Source organism: Thermopolyspora flexuosa (assembly GCF_006716785.1).
Taxonomy (GTDB): Bacteria; Actinomycetota; Actinomycetes; order Streptosporangiales; family Streptosporangiaceae; genus Thermopolyspora; species Thermopolyspora flexuosa.
The window spans coordinates 1-14,642 of the sequence record NZ_VFPQ01000002.1 but is presented as its reverse complement, the minus strand read 5'-3'; the positions used below and the strand labels follow the sequence as shown (position 1 = coordinate 14,642).

Below are 14,642 nucleotides of genomic sequence, written 5' to 3'. Positions count from 1 at the left end.
TACGGCCGGCCGGTCGCGCCCGCCGGCACGGAAAACCGCCGCGGCCTCACGCCCGCCGGGGCCGTGGCCCCGCCCGTCGCGCGGGCGTCACGCGGCGCCGCAGCCCTTCTCCGGCTCCCCGCGCTCGGCGCCGGCCGTGGCGCAGGGCCGTACCACGTCGCGGATGACGCGCAGCGCCTCGAGCAGGGCGTCGAGCTGCTGTGGCGTGAGCAGCCCGGTGAACCACCTCTCGATGTCCTCAAGGTGCTGCGGCAGCACCTTGTTGAGCCGTGCCATGCCCTCCTCGGTGATCGTCGCGTACAGGGCGCGGCGATCGTTCTCGCAGGTCACGCGCACGACCAGGTTGTCGCGTTCCAGCCGGTCGACCACCCGGGTGACGCCGCTGGTGGACAGGTTCGTCTGGGCGGCGAGGTCGCTCATCCGCAGCCGGTGGCCGGGTGAGCGGGCGAGGCGAAGCAGGGTCTCGAAGTCGACCGCGGACAGCCCGGCTTCGCTGAGGCTCGGCGTGATCCGCGCGATCACGCCGGTATAGGCCTCCGTGAACAGGCCTGCGGCAGTGAGCCGCGGATCGTCCAACCATTGCACAGCCACACTGTACATCATGATAGTTGACATGCGGAATATTCCTCAGGTAGACATCTACTCAAGCAAATATCTGCAAGCGCAAGCACTAGACGAGCTTCTTGGGAGACCGCTTCATGAGCACCCGTGACTGGCAGGGCCTCACCATCCCCACCCCCGGCACCTTCGTCCTCGACCCGACCCACACCCGGATCGGGTTCTGGGTGCGGCACATGATGGTGTCGAAGGTGCGCGGTCACTTCGCCCAGTACGAGGGCAAGGTCACGATCGCCGAGGACCCGCTGCAGTCCACCGCCGAGATCACGATCAAGGCCGCGAGCATCGACACCGGTGTGGCCGACCGGGACGGTCACCTCCGCAGCGACGACTTCCTCGCGACCGACAAGTACGAGAACATCACCTTCCGCAGCACCCGCGTCGCCCACGACGAGGGCAACGTGCTCAAGGTCACCGGTGACCTCACCATCCGCGACGTGACCAAGGAGGTCGAGCTCACCGTCGAGTTCAACGGCGCCGGCACGAACCCGTGGGGCAAGGAGCTGTTCGGCTTCAGCATCACCGCCGAGATCGACCGCGAGGACTTCGGCCTCACCTGGAACCAGGCCCTGGAGACCGGCGGCGTGCTCGTCGGCAAGAAGGTCGCCATCGAGATCGAGGGCGAGGCCGTCCGCGAGGCCTGATCCACAGGCGTCCACAACTTGTCCACAGGGGATCCCAGGGAAATCCACAGGTTGCCCACACCCGTTATCCACAGGCTGTGCACAACGGGTGTGGGCAACCTCACCTCAATCGGACGCGAACCCGAATCCACTTTGCCGCCCAGCCCGCGGACCGGTAGTCTGTCGTGGGCCAGACGGCTACCAGGAGGCTTCGCCTAGTCCGGTCTATGGCGCCGCACTGCTAATGCGGTTGGGGTTTATCACCCCTCCCGGGTTCAAATCCCGGAGCCTCCGCAGATCAAAGGCCCTCTCCCGGCATCGGGAGAGGGCCTTTCGCGATCTTCGGGCCATGCCGCGCGCCCCGGCGACGCCGCCACCGGCGACCCTGACGCGGCGATCGTCACGCCCGCGAGGGCCGAGGCGCGGGATCCGTCCACAGGGGCGGGAGATCGCACGGCCGCGGCGTCCGGTTTGTCCTGGCAGGGCGGGGGCAGGGGGAGCGCACGGGCGGGGTGAGACCCGCCGCCGCATCGACGGAAGGTGAGCGAATGGGTGCGGGCGACAAGTTCCGGAACAAGGCCGAAGAGGTCGGTGGCAAGGTCAAGGAGGGGTACGGCGAGGCCACCGGCGACGAGGAGAAGCGCGCCGAGGGCAGAGGCGAGCAGACCCGCGGCAAGGCGAAGCAGGCCGGCGAGAAGGTCAAGGACGCCGCGAAGCACGCCAAGGACGCGATCACGGGCGACTGACCGCCGTACGCCCCTCGGGCCCGGCGCCGGGGCGGGACGCTCCGGCACCGCGGCCGTGGTCCGGGCCAACGGACACGGAGAAGAAGAACAACGCCCCCAACTGCCGGCGGCCAACCCGGCGGTCGGGGGCGTTCCACGAATATATGAAGACCTGGCAGCCTTACTCGCTGTACGTGAGAGTGCTGTACGTATGAGCGCGCCGCCGCGGGAACGGCCTCAAACGTAGCCGGTTTCTCCGGCGACGGGTGTGGCGATTGTGAACGCGGTGATAACGATCGGCAATCCGAATCATCACGGCCGCGCGTCCGAAAGTGCAACCGCGTGCCGTCGTACCTGCGTCCAACGAGCAGCCGACCGTGCTGAGAGACAGGAGACGCGTACGTGACCACCCTGCCGCAGTGGATGACCTCGAGCCCGCTCCCCTCCATCTGGCCAGACGACCGCTACGAGCTCCGCTGCGCACTCCCCGCCCCGTTCTTCGCCACCACCGACCGCTACCACTTCCCCAACCACGCCCACGAGGCGGCGCACCGCATCCGCCAGGAGGGCCAGGCGATGGAGATCCAGGTGATCCGGCTGAGCGACGGCGCCGTGCTGTTCGATCTCCTCGCCGGCATCGACCGGCCGCTCAACGAGTGGTAACAGGAGTCGTGCAACACAACCCAGGGCACCGGCGTCCCTGGGATTGTGGAGCAGGCCGCTGAGTTTGACGAGTTCGTCAGGGTTCGCGGGGCGGCGTTGTACCGCTACGCCTTCGTCCTGACGGGCAACGCGGACGACGCGGCGGATCTGGTGCAGGAGGCGCTGGCGCGCCTCGGCGACGCCTGGCATCGCGTGCAACGCAAGGACGACCCCGAAGGGTACGTCCGCACCTGCATGGTGCGCCTGCACATCAGCTGGTGGCGCAGGCGGCGCAGGGAACACCTGTCGGCGTCGGTGCCCGAGGAGGGCTACACCGACGCCGGGGTCGACCGCGTCGACGCCGACATCGGCCTGTGGCGGGAGCTGGCCGAGCTCCCGGCTCGGCAGCGCGCCGTCCTCGTGCTGCGGTACTACGAGGACCTCTCCGACGGTGAGATCGCCAAAATCCTCGGCATCTCCACGGGCACCGTCCGCAGCCAGGCCGCGCGTGCCCTGGAGAAGCTCCGTATCCGGCGAGGTGGGGCCGCATTGGAAGCGGAGAAGGTGTGATGGCGGAACGAACCGAAGAGCAGCTGGCCCGGGCGTTGAAGGCCGCCGCGAGCCTGGCTCCCGAGCCGGCCGCCGATCTCGCGCTGCTGGTCGCCGCCCGCCGGCGGCGGCGCCGTCGGCGGCGGCGCATGCAGGTCCTGCTCGCGGTCACCGGCGTGGTGGCCGTGATCGGCACGGCGATGACGGCGGCGCGGGGCGCCTTTCACTTTCGGCACCCCGATGTGGTGGCGGCCGACCCGCAGGTGAACGCGGCGCGGCCGCCCGACGGTACGGCGGACGCCGTGTCCTTCGCCCCTGCCCGCCAGGTGTGGCCGGACGCGGTGTTCCGCATGCCGGCGAAGGCGCGGGACGGGTTCGCGTACCGTCCGGTGACCGCCCTCGGCCCGACCGAGGTGCTGCTCAGCGCCGAGTCGCCGACCGGCCACCATCTCCGGCTCGAGGTGTACGACACGACCACGGGGACCACCCGCGTGATCGCCAAGGCGATCGTCCCGGCCGCGATGCTCAAGTACCACGTGCAGGGCTGGGACGTGGACGAGCGGCACATCGCCTGGTACGCCACGGCGGAGCGGCGCTTCGGCGAGGAGGTGACCCTTTTCTGGGCGGTCCCCCGCGAGGGCGGTACGGCACGGCTCGTGCACTCCGTCTCCGGTGGGCCGGCCGCCCAGGTCGACCGGATCGCGCTCACCGGCGACGGCCGCCTCGCCTACTCGACGGTGACCGGCGGGGTGTTCACGATGCCGCTCGACGGGACGCTCGACCGCTCCACCGACCCCGCGCCGGTGCCCGGGGCGGAGGATCTCCACCTGCAGCAGTGGCCCTGGGCCGGTGACCGGCCCGCCGGGTACGGCGCCGATCCCGGCCGGAACCAGGGTGTGGTCGTCAACCTGGAGACCGGGGAGCGGCGCCCGGTGCGCGCCGCCGCGGACGTGCGGGCGATGCGGTGCGGCCCCACCTGGTGTGTGGGGGAGCGGCGCGGCGACGACGGCCTGATGCGCGCGGTGGTGCAGCGGCTCGACGGCACGCAGCGGCGCGAGCTCGACGGGCTGCGGGCGTACCCGGCGCTCGACGGGCTCATCGACGACCGGTTCGCCGTGCTCTCGGTGACCGGCGGGGACGCGGCGGGAACGGGCATCGAGGTCGCCTCGCCGCCGGTCGCGGTCGTGCACGACATCGGCACCGGGGTCACCGCCGCGGTGGGCGCCACGGAGGAGGGCGGCGGCGGGAGCTTCGGCCGCGGCGCGTCCTCCACGCCGAGCCCGGTGCTCTACTGGAACGTGACCGGCCGCTCCGGCAAGCTCGAGGAGTACTGGGTGCTCAACCTCGCCGCGGTGCGCTGAGCCGCGGTACGGCCCGGCGCCGCGGGGTCAGTTGGCCTGCGCCGTCTGCGTCCAGGTGCGCCACGGGCTGTGCCGGATCGGCAGCGTGGCGACCACCTGCCAGCCGTTCGGGCCCGGCCCGGCGGTGAGCGTGCCGCCGACCAGGCTCGCGCAGCGCCGCATGTGCCGCAGCCCGCCGCGGTCGCGCCGCGCCTCCCGGCGGCGCTCCGGCACCGGGTTCTCCACCCGGATCGCCAGCCGCCGCTCCTCGTACGTGATGATCACCGAGGCCTGGCCGGTGCCGTGCTTCACCACGTTGACCAGCGCCTCCTTGAGGATCTCGTGCCCGGCGTCGCGCACCGTCACGGGCAGCTCGGGCGGCGTCCCGGAGATGTGCAGCCGCACCCGCAGCCCGGCGTCGCGGCAGCACTGCACCAGCCCCACCAGATCCTTGCGCGGATACCGGTACTCGCTCTTCAGGTGGAACTCGGCGAGCCGTTCCAGCTGATCCAGACGGTCCTGATCCCCCTCGTCCCGGCGGCGACCGCGAAGGCCATCCAGTATTGCCCCGATCATGCTCTGGACCCCCGTTCGTGACGTCCGCGCCGGATCGGTGTGTTCATCCCGTTTCTTGCCTGGGGAATCATTGATCATTCCAAGCGACCGCAGACTTTGCCTGTTGCCGCTCGGCGTTTTCTCGATCGATGGTTGGCGCGTCCATTACGAACGGCCGACCAGCGGTACACGTACCCGCCCGGCGAGCCGCCCAGTCATGCCCCGGCAAAGCCACAGCAGCCGTACGGCGAGCAGCCCCGCGGCCGCCAGCTCGACGCCGAGCAGCAGCCGCTCCACCAGCCCGATCATCACCTGGTGGCCGGGCAGCGCCACGTAGGTGATCGCCACCACGCCGAGCCCCTGGGCGAGCGCGAGCCACTCCATCGGCCGCGCCACCGCGGCCCACCGGGCGTCCTCGCGCAGCGCGGGCACGAGCAGCGCGGTCGCCGCGGGCAGGGTGAGGTAGGCGGTCACCGACAGCGCCCCGGCCACGAGCCGCGGCGTGCCCGCGGGCGCCACCCCGAGCAGCGCCGTGGCCGCGCCCCACGCGGTGAGCAGCGCGCCCGGCCAGCCGCCCACCGGCGCCCCCGCCGCGCGCAGCCCGGCGACGAGCGCGAGCCCGGCGCACCCGGCCGCGGCGAGCGCGACCTCGAGGGCGACGCCCGGATCGCGCGCGAGCGTGGTGCCGATCGTCACGTCCATCCACCCGGTGCCGCCCAGGTGCGCCACGACGAACGCCACCGCCGCGACCGCCGTACCGGCGCAGGCGACCACCGCACAGGCCGTTCTCAGGGGGAGCATGATCCCAGCATCGCCGGACGGGCTGACAAAAACATCCGGCGTGATCCCTGAGCGGACCCTGAGCCGACCCCTACCGGGCCGGCTCAGGGTCGCGTGCGGCAGGCGCGATCAGTGCTGGTCGAGGTCGCGCGCCTCGGCGTAGCGCTCCCGCAGCCCCGGCGTGGGCTCGCCCTCGTACACCTCGGTCTCCGCGCCCTCCCAGGCCGGAGGCTCGGGCGTGCCCGCGAGCACCCACGCCGCCTGCCGGGCCGCGCCGTCCGCGACGTACTCGCCGGGCTTCGGCACGACCACCTGGCAGCCGAACACGGTCGGCGCGATGCGCCGCACCGCCTCCGAGCGGGCCCCGCCGCCGACGAGCAGCACCCGGGACGGCGACATGCCGAGCGCGTCGAGCGCGTCGGCGAGCCCGCACAGCATGCCCTCCACCGCCGCCCGGGCGAGGTGCGCCGGGGTCGCGGTGGCGAGGCGCATGCCGTGGATCAGGCCGGTCGCCTCGGGCCGGTTCGGGGTGCGCTCGCCCTCGAAGTACGGCACGAGCACGAGCCCGTCGGCCCCGGGCGGGGCCTGCAGCGCGAGCTCGCTGAGCCGCGCGGGGGTGACGCCGAGCACGCGCGCGATCGCGTCGAGCACCCGGGCCGCGTTGAGCGTGCAGGCGAGGGGGAGGAAGCGGCCGGTGGCGTCGGCGAACCCGGCCACCATGCCGGTCGGGTCGGCGGCAGGGGTGTCGGAGACGGCGAACGCCGTACCGGAGGTGCCGATCGACACCACCACGTCGCCCGGCTTGGCCCCCACCCCGAGCGCGGCGGCCATGTTGTCGCCGGTGCCGGGGCCGAGCACCGCGCCGCCCGGCGTGGTCCCGGCCCGCTCGGCAGGGCCGAGCACCCGCGGCACCGCGGGCGTCGTGCCGAAGGCGAGCTTCAGCAGGTCGGTGCGGTACGTGCCCGCGGCGGGCGACCAGTACCCGGTGCCGGAGGCGTCACCGCGGTCGGTGGTGATCGCCTCGATGCCGGGGGAGCCGGCGAGCTTCCAGGTGAGCCAGTCGTGCGGCAGGCACACCGCGCGCACCCGGGCCGCGTTCTCCGGCTCGTGCTCGGCGAGCCAGCGCAGCTTGGTCACGGTGAACGAGGCGACCGGCACCGAGTTCACCGCGTCCACCCACGCCTGCGGCCCGCCCAGCTCCTTGACGAGGTCGCTCGCGGCCTTGGCCGAGCGGGTGTCGTTCCACAGCAGCGCCGGGCGCACCACCTCGCCGTTCTCGTCGAGGCAGACCATGCCGTGCTGCTGCGCGCCGACCGCGATCGCGGCGACGTCGTCGAGGCCCCCCGCCTGCTCGGCGGCCTGCTGGAAGGCCGTCCACCAGGCGTCCGGGTGGACCTCGGTGCCGTCCGGGTGCGCGGCCCGGCCCTCGCGCACCAGCGCGCCGGTCTCCGCGTCCCGAATCACGATCTTGCAGCTCTGCGTCGACGAATCGACGCCCGCGACGAGGCTCATCTCACTCCGAGGAGGTGTTCCATGGCGAGCTGGTTGAGACGACTGTAGTGGTAGCCGCGGGCTGCGGCGGCATCCAGGTCGAATTCGTCCTTCTCCAGGTCGGACCAGGACTCACCGGGCGCGAGCGTCGGTACGGCGAGCTGGTCGGCGCGGGCGGCGCGCAGCGCCTCCTGCACCTCGGGGTCGGCGCGGAACTTCTTCGCCTTCTCCTTGAGGATGAGGTAGGTGCGCATGCAGGCCGCGGCGGACACCCACACGTCCTCGGGGTCCTCGGTGCGCATCGGCTTGTAGTCGAAGTGCCGCGGGCCGTCGTAGCCGCCGTGCTCCAGCAGGTCGACCAGGAAGAACGCGCTCTTCACGTCGCCGTGACCGAAGATCAGGTCCTGGTCGTACTTGGTGCTGTGCTGGCCGTTCAGGTCGATGTGGAACAGCTTGCCGTGCCACAGCGCCTGCGCCACGGCGTGCACGAAGTTGAGGTTCGACATCTGCTCGTGGCCGACCTCGGGGTTGAGCCCGAACAGCTCGGGGTGCTCCAGCTCGTTGATGAACGCGAGCGCGTGGCCGACGGTCGGCAGCAGGATGTCGCCGCGCGGCTCGTTCGGCTTCGGCTCGATGGCGAACCGGATGTCGTACCCCTTGTCCAGCACGTACTGGGCGAGGATGTCGAAGGCCTCCTTGTAGCGGGCCAGGGCGTCGCGCACGTCCTTGGCGGCGTCGGACTCGGCGCCCTCCCGGCCGCCCCAGCAGACGTACGTCTTCGCGCCGAGCTCGGCCGCGAGGTCGATGTTCCGCATCACCTTGCGGATCGCGTACCGGCGGATGTCGCGGTCGTTGCTGGTGAAGGCGCCGTCCTTGAACACCGGGTGGGTGAACAGGTTCGTGGTGGCCATCGGCACCTTCAGGCCGGTGTCCTCGAGCGCCTTCTTGAAGCGCTCCACGGCCTTGGCGCGGTCGGACTCGGTCGCGAGCAGGTCGTCGTCGTGGAACGTGACGCCGTACGCGCCGAGCTCGGCCAGCTTGTGCACGGTCTCCACGGGGTCGAGTGGCGGCCGGGTGGCGTCGCCGAACGGGTCACGGGCCTGCCAGCCGACCGTCCAGAGACCGAACGAGAATCGGTCTTCCGGCCTTGGGGTGTACGCGTCCATTCCCTGGCACCTCCATTTAGTCCATGCTGTGGACTAAATATGTGTCGTGCATCCTGGAGCGTCAAGGGGGGTTGATGACATCGACTCACAAGGCGGTGCGGCACGACGTGATGCGTGCCCGCAATCTCGCCGTCGTGCTCGGCGAGATCGACCGCTCCGGGCCGCTGTCCCGGGCCGCGCTCGCCGAGCGCACCGGGCTCACCAAGACCACCGTGTCGAAGCTCGTCGCCGACCTCATCGACGGCGGCATGGTGGTCGAGACGGGCGCGGTCCGCGGCGGCGAGCGGGGCCGGCCCGGCGTCGCCGTACAGGTGCACGGCGGGCGGGTCGCCGCGCTCGGCCTGGAGATCGGCATCGACTACCTCGCCGGATGCGTCGTCGACCTCACCCGAACGGTACGGCTCCGCCGCCGGCTGCCCGCGGACAACCGGTCGGCCCCGCCCGAGGAGGTGATCGCCCGGATGGGCGGGCTCGGCGACGCGCTGGTGCGCGAGGCGGCCGGGCTCGGGCTCGTGGTCGTCGAGGCGGAGCTCGCCATCCCCGGCCCCATCGACCCCGGGTCCTCGCTGGTGCACTACGCCCCCAACCTCGGCTGGCGCGACGTCGCGCTCGCCGAGCTGCTCCAGGTGCCGGTCCCGGTGCGGGTGGACAACGAGGCGAACCTCGCCGCGCTCGGCGAGCTGTGGTTCGGCGCGGGCGCGGCGCTCGGCAACTTTCTGCACATCTCGGGCGAGATCGGCATCGGTGCCGGTGTGGTGGTCGGCGGGCGGCTGTTCCGCGGCGCGCACGGGTTCGCGGGCGAGCTCGGGCACGTCGTGGTCGTGCCCGACGGTGACGAGTGCCGCTGTGGCGGGCGGGGCTGCCTGGAGCGGTACGCGGGCCAGGACGTGCTGCTCGGCGACGCGCCCGACCTCGCCGCGCTGACGGCACGGCTCGCCGCGGGCGACCCGGTGGCGAGCGCGACCTGCCGGAACGCGGGCGAGGCGCTGGGCATCGCGCTCACCTCCGCGGTCCACCTGCTCGACCCCGACACGATCGTCCTCGGCGGCGTCTTCGGCGAGCTCTACCCCTGGCTGTCCGGGCCGGTCGCGGAGACCATGGCGAGCCGGCTGCGCCGGTTCCGCGGGGCCGTACCCGAGCTGATCGCCTCCAAGGTCGGGCCGGACGCGGCGATCCTCGGCGCGGCCGGATCGGTGATCATGCGGATCATCGCGGATCCGGCGGCGTTCCTCTCCGCGGCGGCGCAGCCCGCCTGAGCGCGGGCCCCGCCGTGCCGTACCCTCCCGGACGGGGAGGGGACATGCTTTTCGCGGGGGTGGCCGCCTTCGGGCTCACCTGGTGGCTCGGGCTGTACGTGATCGTGCGGGAGCCGCGCGAGCGGGGCGCGCGCCGCGCCGGGGCCGGGCTGCTCTGCTACGGCCTGGCGCTCGCGGCCTGGCAGGTGCGCGGCACCGTCGCCGAGCCGTGGGCCGCGCCGGTGGCCGCGGCCGCGACCGCGTTGACCCACCTGCCCGCGCTGCTGTGGACCGGGGCCGTGCTCACCCTCGTCCCGGGCGGTGAGCGGCTGGAACGGCTGTGGGCGCGGGCGTTCACGCTCGACGTGAACGCGCTGTGGGCCGTCACCAGCGTCATCCTGCCGCTCGCCGGCGGCCTGAGCCCCAACGCGCTCGGCATCGCCTTCGTCGTCGCCCAGGCCGTCGTGGTGATCGTCGTGGCCGAACTGCAGTACATCGGCCTGCGCCGGTCGGTCGCCCGCCCGGCCTGACCCGGCGGGCCACGGCCTGCGGCGGACGTCTCCGATGACGCCGCGGCCCTGATCGGCGGCGCCCGCCGGCCCGCCGTTCAGGGCCTGGTATGGGTTGCGCTCTTACCGGCCGCGGGCGGTGGTCGCCCGCGGCCACCACGTCGTCGTCGCCGCGGATCAGATGGCCGGGCCGCCCAGACCGGACGGGTCGCGCCCCACGCTGATCTGCTCGGCGAGGCGCCGGAGCTCCAGATCGTCGAGCCCGGGCACCCCGGGAAGCCGCTGCCGCAGCACCGCCATCACCTCCGGCACGGACCGTCCGGCGTGCGCGGACGCGATCTCGTGCACGGTCCGGAACAGGTGCTCGGAGGCCTGGTAGTGGTCCTGCGGCTCAGAGAGGTTGGTCTCGGGCATGCCGCCACCGTACGACGTGCCACCGACAGTTCGCCGCCGGACGCACCGATCCCGCCCCCGCGGTGGCCGCACCCGGCCACCGCGCGGCGTGGCGAGATCACCAGGTCATCGGCGGTTCACGTACGGCTCACCCCGGCCGCCTCCAGGCAGGCGCGCAGGATGCGCTCGGCCTCGGTCCACAGCACCGCCCCGCCGATGCCCGGCACCAGATGCCGCCGGGCGCCCGGGATGCGGGCCGCGAGGGTCTCCCCGTTGTCCGGCGAGTGGCTCCGGTCCTGCTCGCCGTACCAGATGTCGACCGGCACATCGATCCTGGCGAGGTCGAACGGCCACCTGCCCATCGCCAGCACGGTGTCGCGGGCGTACCCGCCCGGCCCCTGCGCGAAGCCCTCCTCCAGGGCACGCCGGTACGCGCCCGCGAACGCCGGGTCCTCGTACACCCGGCGGTCGCAGGGCGGGCTGCCGTCCATCACCATCGCCCACATCCGGTCGGCGTCGAACTCCGCGAAGGCCCGCTCCGCCTCGGCCGGGTCCTTGGCCGTCAGCTCGACGAGATTACGCAGGTCCTCCGGCAGCCGGTCGGCGAACTCGGGCAGCGCGACCTCGTCCGCGCCCGACACGATCGCCACCGCGGACGCCGCCCCGCCGAGCGCGAGCGCCAGCGCGAACGGCGCCCCCTGCGAGTTCCCCACCACGACGGGCCGGCCCAGCCCGCGTACCGTGGCCAGATGCCGGATGTCCGTCACGAAGTGGTCGAACGTCCTCCCCGGCAGCGGCGTGGACACGCCGAGCCCCGGCCGGTCCACCGAGACGAGCCGTACCCGCAGCGCGTGTACGGCGTCCGCCCCGAAGCCCAGCCAACGGCTCGTCGCCGCCCCGGAACACAGCAGTACCGGCACCCCGTCCAGCGGCCCCCACTCCGCCCAGCCGAGCACCCGCCCGTCGGGGAGTGTGGTCTTCCCAAGCCGCTCGGGTTCGGCGATTCCCACACTCATGGCGCTCATCCTCGCTGTCACACGCGACCGCCCGCAGCTTGTTTTCCCATAGCCGAACGCGCAGTCTCGTATGACCATGCACCCCACATCACACGAACCCCCGCCAGGCGGTGAGGCCACCGTGCTCACCACCGCCCGCCTGACCCTTCCGCCCTGGCACGACCGCTACTTCGAGGACCTCGTCCGCCTCTCCGGCGACGACCGCGTCATGCGCCTCATCGGCTCCGGCCCGTGGACCCGCGCCTACACCCTCGAACGCCACGAGCAGGCGCTACGGCAGTGGCAACGCGAAGGCTTCGGCCTCCGCGCGATCCTTTACGAGGGCCGCTTCGCCGGCCTGGTCTCCCTGAGCCCGTGCACCGACCCCGCCTTCCCCGCCCCGGCCCGCGAGATCGGCTGGTGGCTCGCCCCCGGCCTCTGGGGCCGCGGCCTCGCCACCGAGGCCGCCCTGGCCGTCCGCGACGAGGCCTTCCGCCTGTCCACGGCCGCGCTGGTCGCCCGCTGCCACCCGGACAACCGCTCCTCCGAACGCATCATGCGCAAACTCGGCATGACCTTCCACACCCCCGGCCTCGACCGCTACGGCCGGCCCTGCCGCATCTATGCGATGCCCCGGCCCGATGCCCACCGGCCGCATTGCGAGCCCTGATGCTTCGCTGTCCTCGGTGAGGGATGAGGTGGCCAGGCGGGGAATCCGGGTCCGTGGTCAGCCGCGGCACAGGGCGGTGTCGAGGACCTGCTGCGTGGCCTCGATCTCCTTGAGGTCGCGGGGGAGCCGGGTGACGGCCACGATGGCGGCGCGGCCGTCGTCGGTGGCGGCGTTGACCGTGTGGTAGCCGGGGATGTCGCCGCCGTGGCCCCAGGCGCGTACGCCGCAGCTCAGCCTGTAGCTCGCGATGCCGAGGCCGTACCGGGCACCGGAGCCGAGCTCCGGCGCGGGCACGGTCCGGCGCATCTCCTTCAGCGCCTTCTCGCCGAGCAGCTCGCCGTCGAGCAGGGCGCGGAAGAAGCGGTTGACGTCGCTCGGCCGGGCGATCATCGCGCCCGCGGCCCAGCCGAAGGACGGGTCGGACCGGGTGTACTCGATGAGCGGCCTGCGCGGATCGTCGGCGTGGTACCCCTTGGCGTGCGGGGCACGCACGTTCTGGTCGCCGACGTTCGGCAGATAGGTGTGCCGGAGCCCGAGCCTGTTGATGATCCTCCGGTTGAGCTCCTCGATGTACGGCCGGCCGGTGACCTTCTCCACGATCAGCCCGGCGACGGTGTAGTTGGTGTTGCTGTACTCCCACTTCGTGCCGGGCTTGAAGCGGCGCTTCTCCTTCAGCGCGATGTGCAACGTCTCGAGCGGCTGAAGGTACCGGTGCCGGTGGGGCTCCAGGCCTTTGGCGAAGATGTTCGTGTAGTTGGGCAGGCCACTGGTGTGCTGCAGCACCTGCCGCACGGTGATGCGGCGGCCGTCGTTGCCGTTGCCGCGGATGAGCCCCGGCAGGTACGTCTCGACCGGCTCGTCCAGCTTGACCTTGCCCTCCTCGACGAGCTGCAGCACGAGCACGGCGGTGTACGTCTTGGTGTTGCTGCCGATGCGCACGTACCCGTCGACCGGCACCTCGGCCTTGGTCCTCAGGTCGGCCACACCGGCGGTGTGGTGGCGGATCCCGCCGTCACGCCCGCGCACGGAGGCGAGCGCGGCGGGGAACCCGTACTTGCCGACGAGCCTGTCCAGCCCCCGCTGGACGACGTCGACGGAATCGGACGCGGTGGCGTGCCGCTCGGCCGCGGGTACGGCGGAGGCCGCAGGGGCCGCGGTCACGGTGAGGGTCGCCAGTACGGCGGTGCCGAGGAGCCCGGCACGGCGGCGAAGGGAACGAGAACGCCGGATGTCGCGAATCGAGATCATGCCCGGAACGCTACGGGCGGCGACCGTGTCGTCTCGATGGTGCGGCACCGCCAATCGATGGTGGTGCAGGCACCACCTCGGATCGGCGTGCGCACACCCTCCACCCACCGCGGCGTCCCGCTTTAGAGTCACAGCCATGTGGCCCGTGACGGATTCCCCGCACGCCCTCCATCCGGCCGCCCCGACCCCGTCGCGGAGGCGATGATGGGCGCCGAGACGCGCGGCGGCACCTGGCCGTGCCGGGTCCGCCACCTCGTGATCAGCTTGGGCGTCGCGCTCGCCGGGTACGGCGTGTTCGTCCTGGTCCTCCTCGGCGCGGTGGCGTGCCTGGTCGGCGGGCTGCCGCTGTTCGTCAAGGCGGTCGAGCTGAACCGGCGGCTGGCCGATTTCCAGCGGGCCAGGGTCGGGGTCGAACCCGGCTCGCCGTACCCGCCGATGCCGGACGGCACCCTGGCCAAGGTCCTCACCATCCTGGGCACCCCGGCCACCGCCCGCGACCTGCTGTGGGTCGCCCTCCCCGGGCAGCTCTTCCTGGCGGTGATCGGCGCGCTCCTGTGGCTCAGCGGCGTACAGGGCGTCCTCACCGCCGGGCTGTGGGCGATCGGACAGTTCCCCGACGCCGAGTACCTGGGCATGCCGATCACCGGCCCGGGCTCCGCCCTGCTCGCCACCCTGGCCGCCGCGCTCGCGCTCTTCCTGGGCCTGCGCGCCCCCGGCCCGGCGGTCGAGCTGGAGCGGCGGTACTGCCGGTGGCTGCTCGCCCCGACCCAGAAGGCGCAGCTCGCCGCGCGCGTGGAACGGCTGACCCGGACCAGGTCGGAGGCCGTGGACGCCTCCGCCGCCGAGCTGCGCCGCATCGAACGCGACCTGCACGACGGCGCCCAGGCCCGGCTCGTCGCCCTGACCATGAACCTCGGCATGGCCGAGGACCTGCTCGACCAGGACCCGCAGGCCGCCAAGGCCCTGATCGCCGACGCGCGGCAGGGCGCGCACACCGCCCTGACCGAGCTGCGCGACCTGGTGCGCGGCATCCACCCGCCGCTGCTCGCCGACCGCGGCATCGAGGGCGCACTACGCTCGCTGGCGATGAGCAGCGCCGTACC

At 72.7% G+C, this 14,642-nt stretch carries 17 protein-coding genes and 1 tRNA gene; 10 read left to right on the top strand and 8 right to left on the bottom strand.

Translation table 11 applies throughout. From position 1 onward, the window contains the following. Window positions 1-87: 87 nt before the first annotated feature. Complete coding sequence (locus tag FHX40_RS22500; protein WP_244941617.1) at window positions 88-585, bottom strand: MarR family winged helix-turn-helix transcriptional regulator; 498 nt, start codon at window positions 583-585, stop codon at window positions 88-90. Between the two features lie 113 nt (window positions 586-698). Here FHX40_RS22500 and FHX40_RS22495 point away from each other — a divergent pair, with 113 nt between their 5' ends. The 6 genes from FHX40_RS22495 to FHX40_RS22470 all read left to right on the top strand — a co-directional run bounded on the left by FHX40_RS22495 (window position 699) and on the right by FHX40_RS22470 (window position 4,518). Then, window positions 699-1,262 carry a YceI family protein gene (locus FHX40_RS22495; protein WP_142261980.1) on the top strand — a complete coding sequence of 188 codons (564 nt, stop codon included), beginning with the start codon at window positions 699-701 and terminating at the stop codon, window positions 1,260-1,262. A gap of 183 nt (window positions 1,263-1,445) precedes the next feature. Then, window positions 1,446-1,535 (top strand) — tRNA-Ser (locus FHX40_RS22490). A gap of 254 nt (window positions 1,536-1,789) precedes the next feature. Further along, complete coding sequence (locus tag FHX40_RS22485) at window positions 1,790-1,987, top strand: CsbD family protein (RefSeq protein WP_142261979.1); 198 nt, start codon at window positions 1,790-1,792, stop codon at window positions 1,985-1,987. 381 nt (window positions 1,988-2,368) lie between these two features. Beyond that, a complete protein-coding gene (locus FHX40_RS22480) occupies window positions 2,369-2,629 on the top strand; it encodes a hypothetical protein (RefSeq protein WP_142261978.1) in 261 nt (86 codons plus the stop codon). Between the two features lie 96 nt (window positions 2,630-2,725). Then, complete coding sequence (locus FHX40_RS22475) at window positions 2,726-3,178, top strand: SigE family RNA polymerase sigma factor (RefSeq protein WP_244941616.1); 453 nt, start codon at window positions 2,726-2,728, stop codon at window positions 3,176-3,178. After that, window positions 3,178-4,518 (top strand): hypothetical protein, encoded by a 1,341-nt coding sequence (locus FHX40_RS22470; RefSeq protein WP_142261976.1) that lies wholly within the window; start codon window positions 3,178-3,180, stop codon window positions 4,516-4,518. The genes FHX40_RS22475 and FHX40_RS22470 overlap by 1 nt, the downstream gene beginning before the upstream one ends. A 27-nt stretch (window positions 4,519-4,545) precedes the next feature. On the opposite strand, the gene FHX40_RS22465 is transcribed toward FHX40_RS22470, so the two are convergent. The 4 genes from FHX40_RS22465 to xylA form a co-directional block, all read right to left on the bottom strand. Further along, window positions 4,546-5,073, bottom strand: a complete 528-nt coding sequence (locus tag FHX40_RS22465; protein ID WP_142261975.1) for a sensor histidine kinase — start codon at window positions 5,071-5,073, stop codon at window positions 4,546-4,548. A 144-nt stretch (window positions 5,074-5,217) separates the two neighbouring features. Further along, window positions 5,218-5,853 carry a DUF998 domain-containing protein gene (locus FHX40_RS22460; protein WP_142261974.1) on the bottom strand — a complete coding sequence of 212 codons (636 nt, stop codon included), beginning with the start codon at window positions 5,851-5,853 and terminating at the stop codon, window positions 5,218-5,220. Between the two features lie 108 nt (window positions 5,854-5,961). Continuing rightward, complete coding sequence (gene xylB / locus FHX40_RS22455; protein WP_142261973.1) at window positions 5,962-7,344, bottom strand: xylulokinase; 1,383 nt, start codon at window positions 7,342-7,344, stop codon at window positions 5,962-5,964. Then, window positions 7,341-8,489, bottom strand: a complete 1,149-nt coding sequence (gene xylA, locus FHX40_RS22450) for a xylose isomerase (protein ID WP_142261972.1) — start codon at window positions 8,487-8,489, stop codon at window positions 7,341-7,343. The genes xylB and xylA overlap by 4 nt, the downstream gene beginning before the upstream one ends. Window positions 8,490-8,563: 74 nt before the next feature. Between xylA and FHX40_RS22445 the strand changes: the two genes are divergently transcribed. After that, window positions 8,564-9,745 (top strand): ROK family transcriptional regulator, encoded by a 1,182-nt coding sequence (locus FHX40_RS22445; protein WP_142261971.1) that lies wholly within the window; start codon window positions 8,564-8,566, stop codon window positions 9,743-9,745. 44 nt (window positions 9,746-9,789) lie between these two features. Further along, complete coding sequence (locus FHX40_RS22440; RefSeq protein ID WP_142261970.1) at window positions 9,790-10,254, top strand: hypothetical protein; 465 nt, start codon at window positions 9,790-9,792, stop codon at window positions 10,252-10,254. Window positions 10,255-10,410: 156 nt separating this feature from the next. Here the strand turns inward: FHX40_RS22440 and FHX40_RS22435 are convergent, their stop codons facing one another. Both FHX40_RS22435 and FHX40_RS22430 read right to left on the bottom strand, forming a co-directional pair. Beyond that, window positions 10,411-10,647, bottom strand: a complete 237-nt coding sequence (locus FHX40_RS22435; protein ID WP_142261969.1) for a hypothetical protein — start codon at window positions 10,645-10,647, stop codon at window positions 10,411-10,413. Window positions 10,648-10,763: 116 nt separating this feature from the next. Continuing rightward, window positions 10,764-11,642, bottom strand: coding sequence for an alpha/beta fold hydrolase (locus FHX40_RS22430; protein WP_211350477.1), 879 nt, complete (start codon window positions 11,640-11,642; stop codon window positions 10,764-10,766). 76 nt (window positions 11,643-11,718) lie between these two features. Here FHX40_RS22430 and FHX40_RS22425 point away from each other — a divergent pair, with 76 nt between their 5' ends. Continuing rightward, window positions 11,719-12,291: a GNAT family N-acetyltransferase gene (locus FHX40_RS22425; protein ID WP_170198968.1), complete on the top strand. Its 573-nt coding sequence runs from the start codon at window positions 11,719-11,721 to the stop codon at window positions 12,289-12,291. Between the two features lie 57 nt (window positions 12,292-12,348). On the opposite strand, the gene FHX40_RS22420 is transcribed toward FHX40_RS22425, so the two are convergent. Then, window positions 12,349-13,539 carry a serine hydrolase domain-containing protein gene (locus tag FHX40_RS22420; protein ID WP_142261967.1) on the bottom strand — a complete coding sequence of 397 codons (1,191 nt, stop codon included), beginning with the start codon at window positions 13,537-13,539 and terminating at the stop codon, window positions 12,349-12,351. Window positions 13,540-13,743: 204 nt separating this feature from the next. On the opposite strand from FHX40_RS22420, the gene FHX40_RS22415 reads away from it, so the two are divergent. Continuing rightward, on the top strand, window positions 13,744-14,642 hold an 899-nt coding region (locus tag FHX40_RS22415; protein WP_211350476.1), incomplete at its 3' end, for a sensor histidine kinase.

What these genes read in the sequence shown, in the direction of transcription:
- FHX40_RS22420 (WP_142261967.1), bottom strand. Translation starts at nt 13,539, where the DNA reads ATGATCTCGATTCGCGACATCCGGCGTTCTCGTTCCCTTCGCCGCCGT.
- FHX40_RS22440 (WP_142261970.1), top strand. Translation starts at nt 9,790, where the DNA reads ATGCTTTTCGCGGGGGTGGCCGCCTTCGGGCTCACCTGGTGGCTCGGG.
- FHX40_RS22465 (WP_142261975.1), bottom strand. Translation starts at nt 5,073, where the DNA reads ATGATCGGGGCAATACTGGATGGCCTTCGCGGTCGCCGCCGGGACGAG.
- FHX40_RS22470 (WP_142261976.1), top strand. Translation starts at nt 3,178, where the DNA reads ATGGCGGAACGAACCGAAGAGCAGCTGGCCCGGGCGTTGAAGGCCGCC.
- FHX40_RS22425 (WP_170198968.1), top strand. Translation starts at nt 11,719, where the DNA reads ATGCACCCCACATCACACGAACCCCCGCCAGGCGGTGAGGCCACCGTG.
- FHX40_RS22485 (WP_142261979.1), top strand. Translation starts at nt 1,790, where the DNA reads ATGGGTGCGGGCGACAAGTTCCGGAACAAGGCCGAAGAGGTCGGTGGC.
- FHX40_RS22460 (WP_142261974.1), bottom strand. Translation starts at nt 5,853, where the DNA reads ATGCTCCCCCTGAGAACGGCCTGTGCGGTGGTCGCCTGCGCCGGTACG.
- FHX40_RS22495 (WP_142261980.1), top strand. Translation starts at nt 699, where the DNA reads ATGAGCACCCGTGACTGGCAGGGCCTCACCATCCCCACCCCCGGCACC.
- FHX40_RS22435 (WP_142261969.1), bottom strand. Translation starts at nt 10,647, where the DNA reads ATGCCCGAGACCAACCTCTCTGAGCCGCAGGACCACTACCAGGCCTCC.
- xylA (WP_142261972.1), bottom strand. Translation starts at nt 8,489, where the DNA reads ATGGACGCGTACACCCCAAGGCCGGAAGACCGATTCTCGTTCGGTCTC.
- xylB (WP_142261973.1), bottom strand. Translation starts at nt 7,344, where the DNA reads ATGAGCCTCGTCGCGGGCGTCGATTCGTCGACGCAGAGCTGCAAGATC.
- FHX40_RS22445 (WP_142261971.1), top strand. Translation starts at nt 8,564, where the DNA reads ATGACATCGACTCACAAGGCGGTGCGGCACGACGTGATGCGTGCCCGC.
- FHX40_RS22430 (WP_211350477.1), bottom strand. Translation starts at nt 11,642, where the DNA reads ATGAGTGTGGGAATCGCCGAACCCGAGCGGCTTGGGAAGACCACACTC.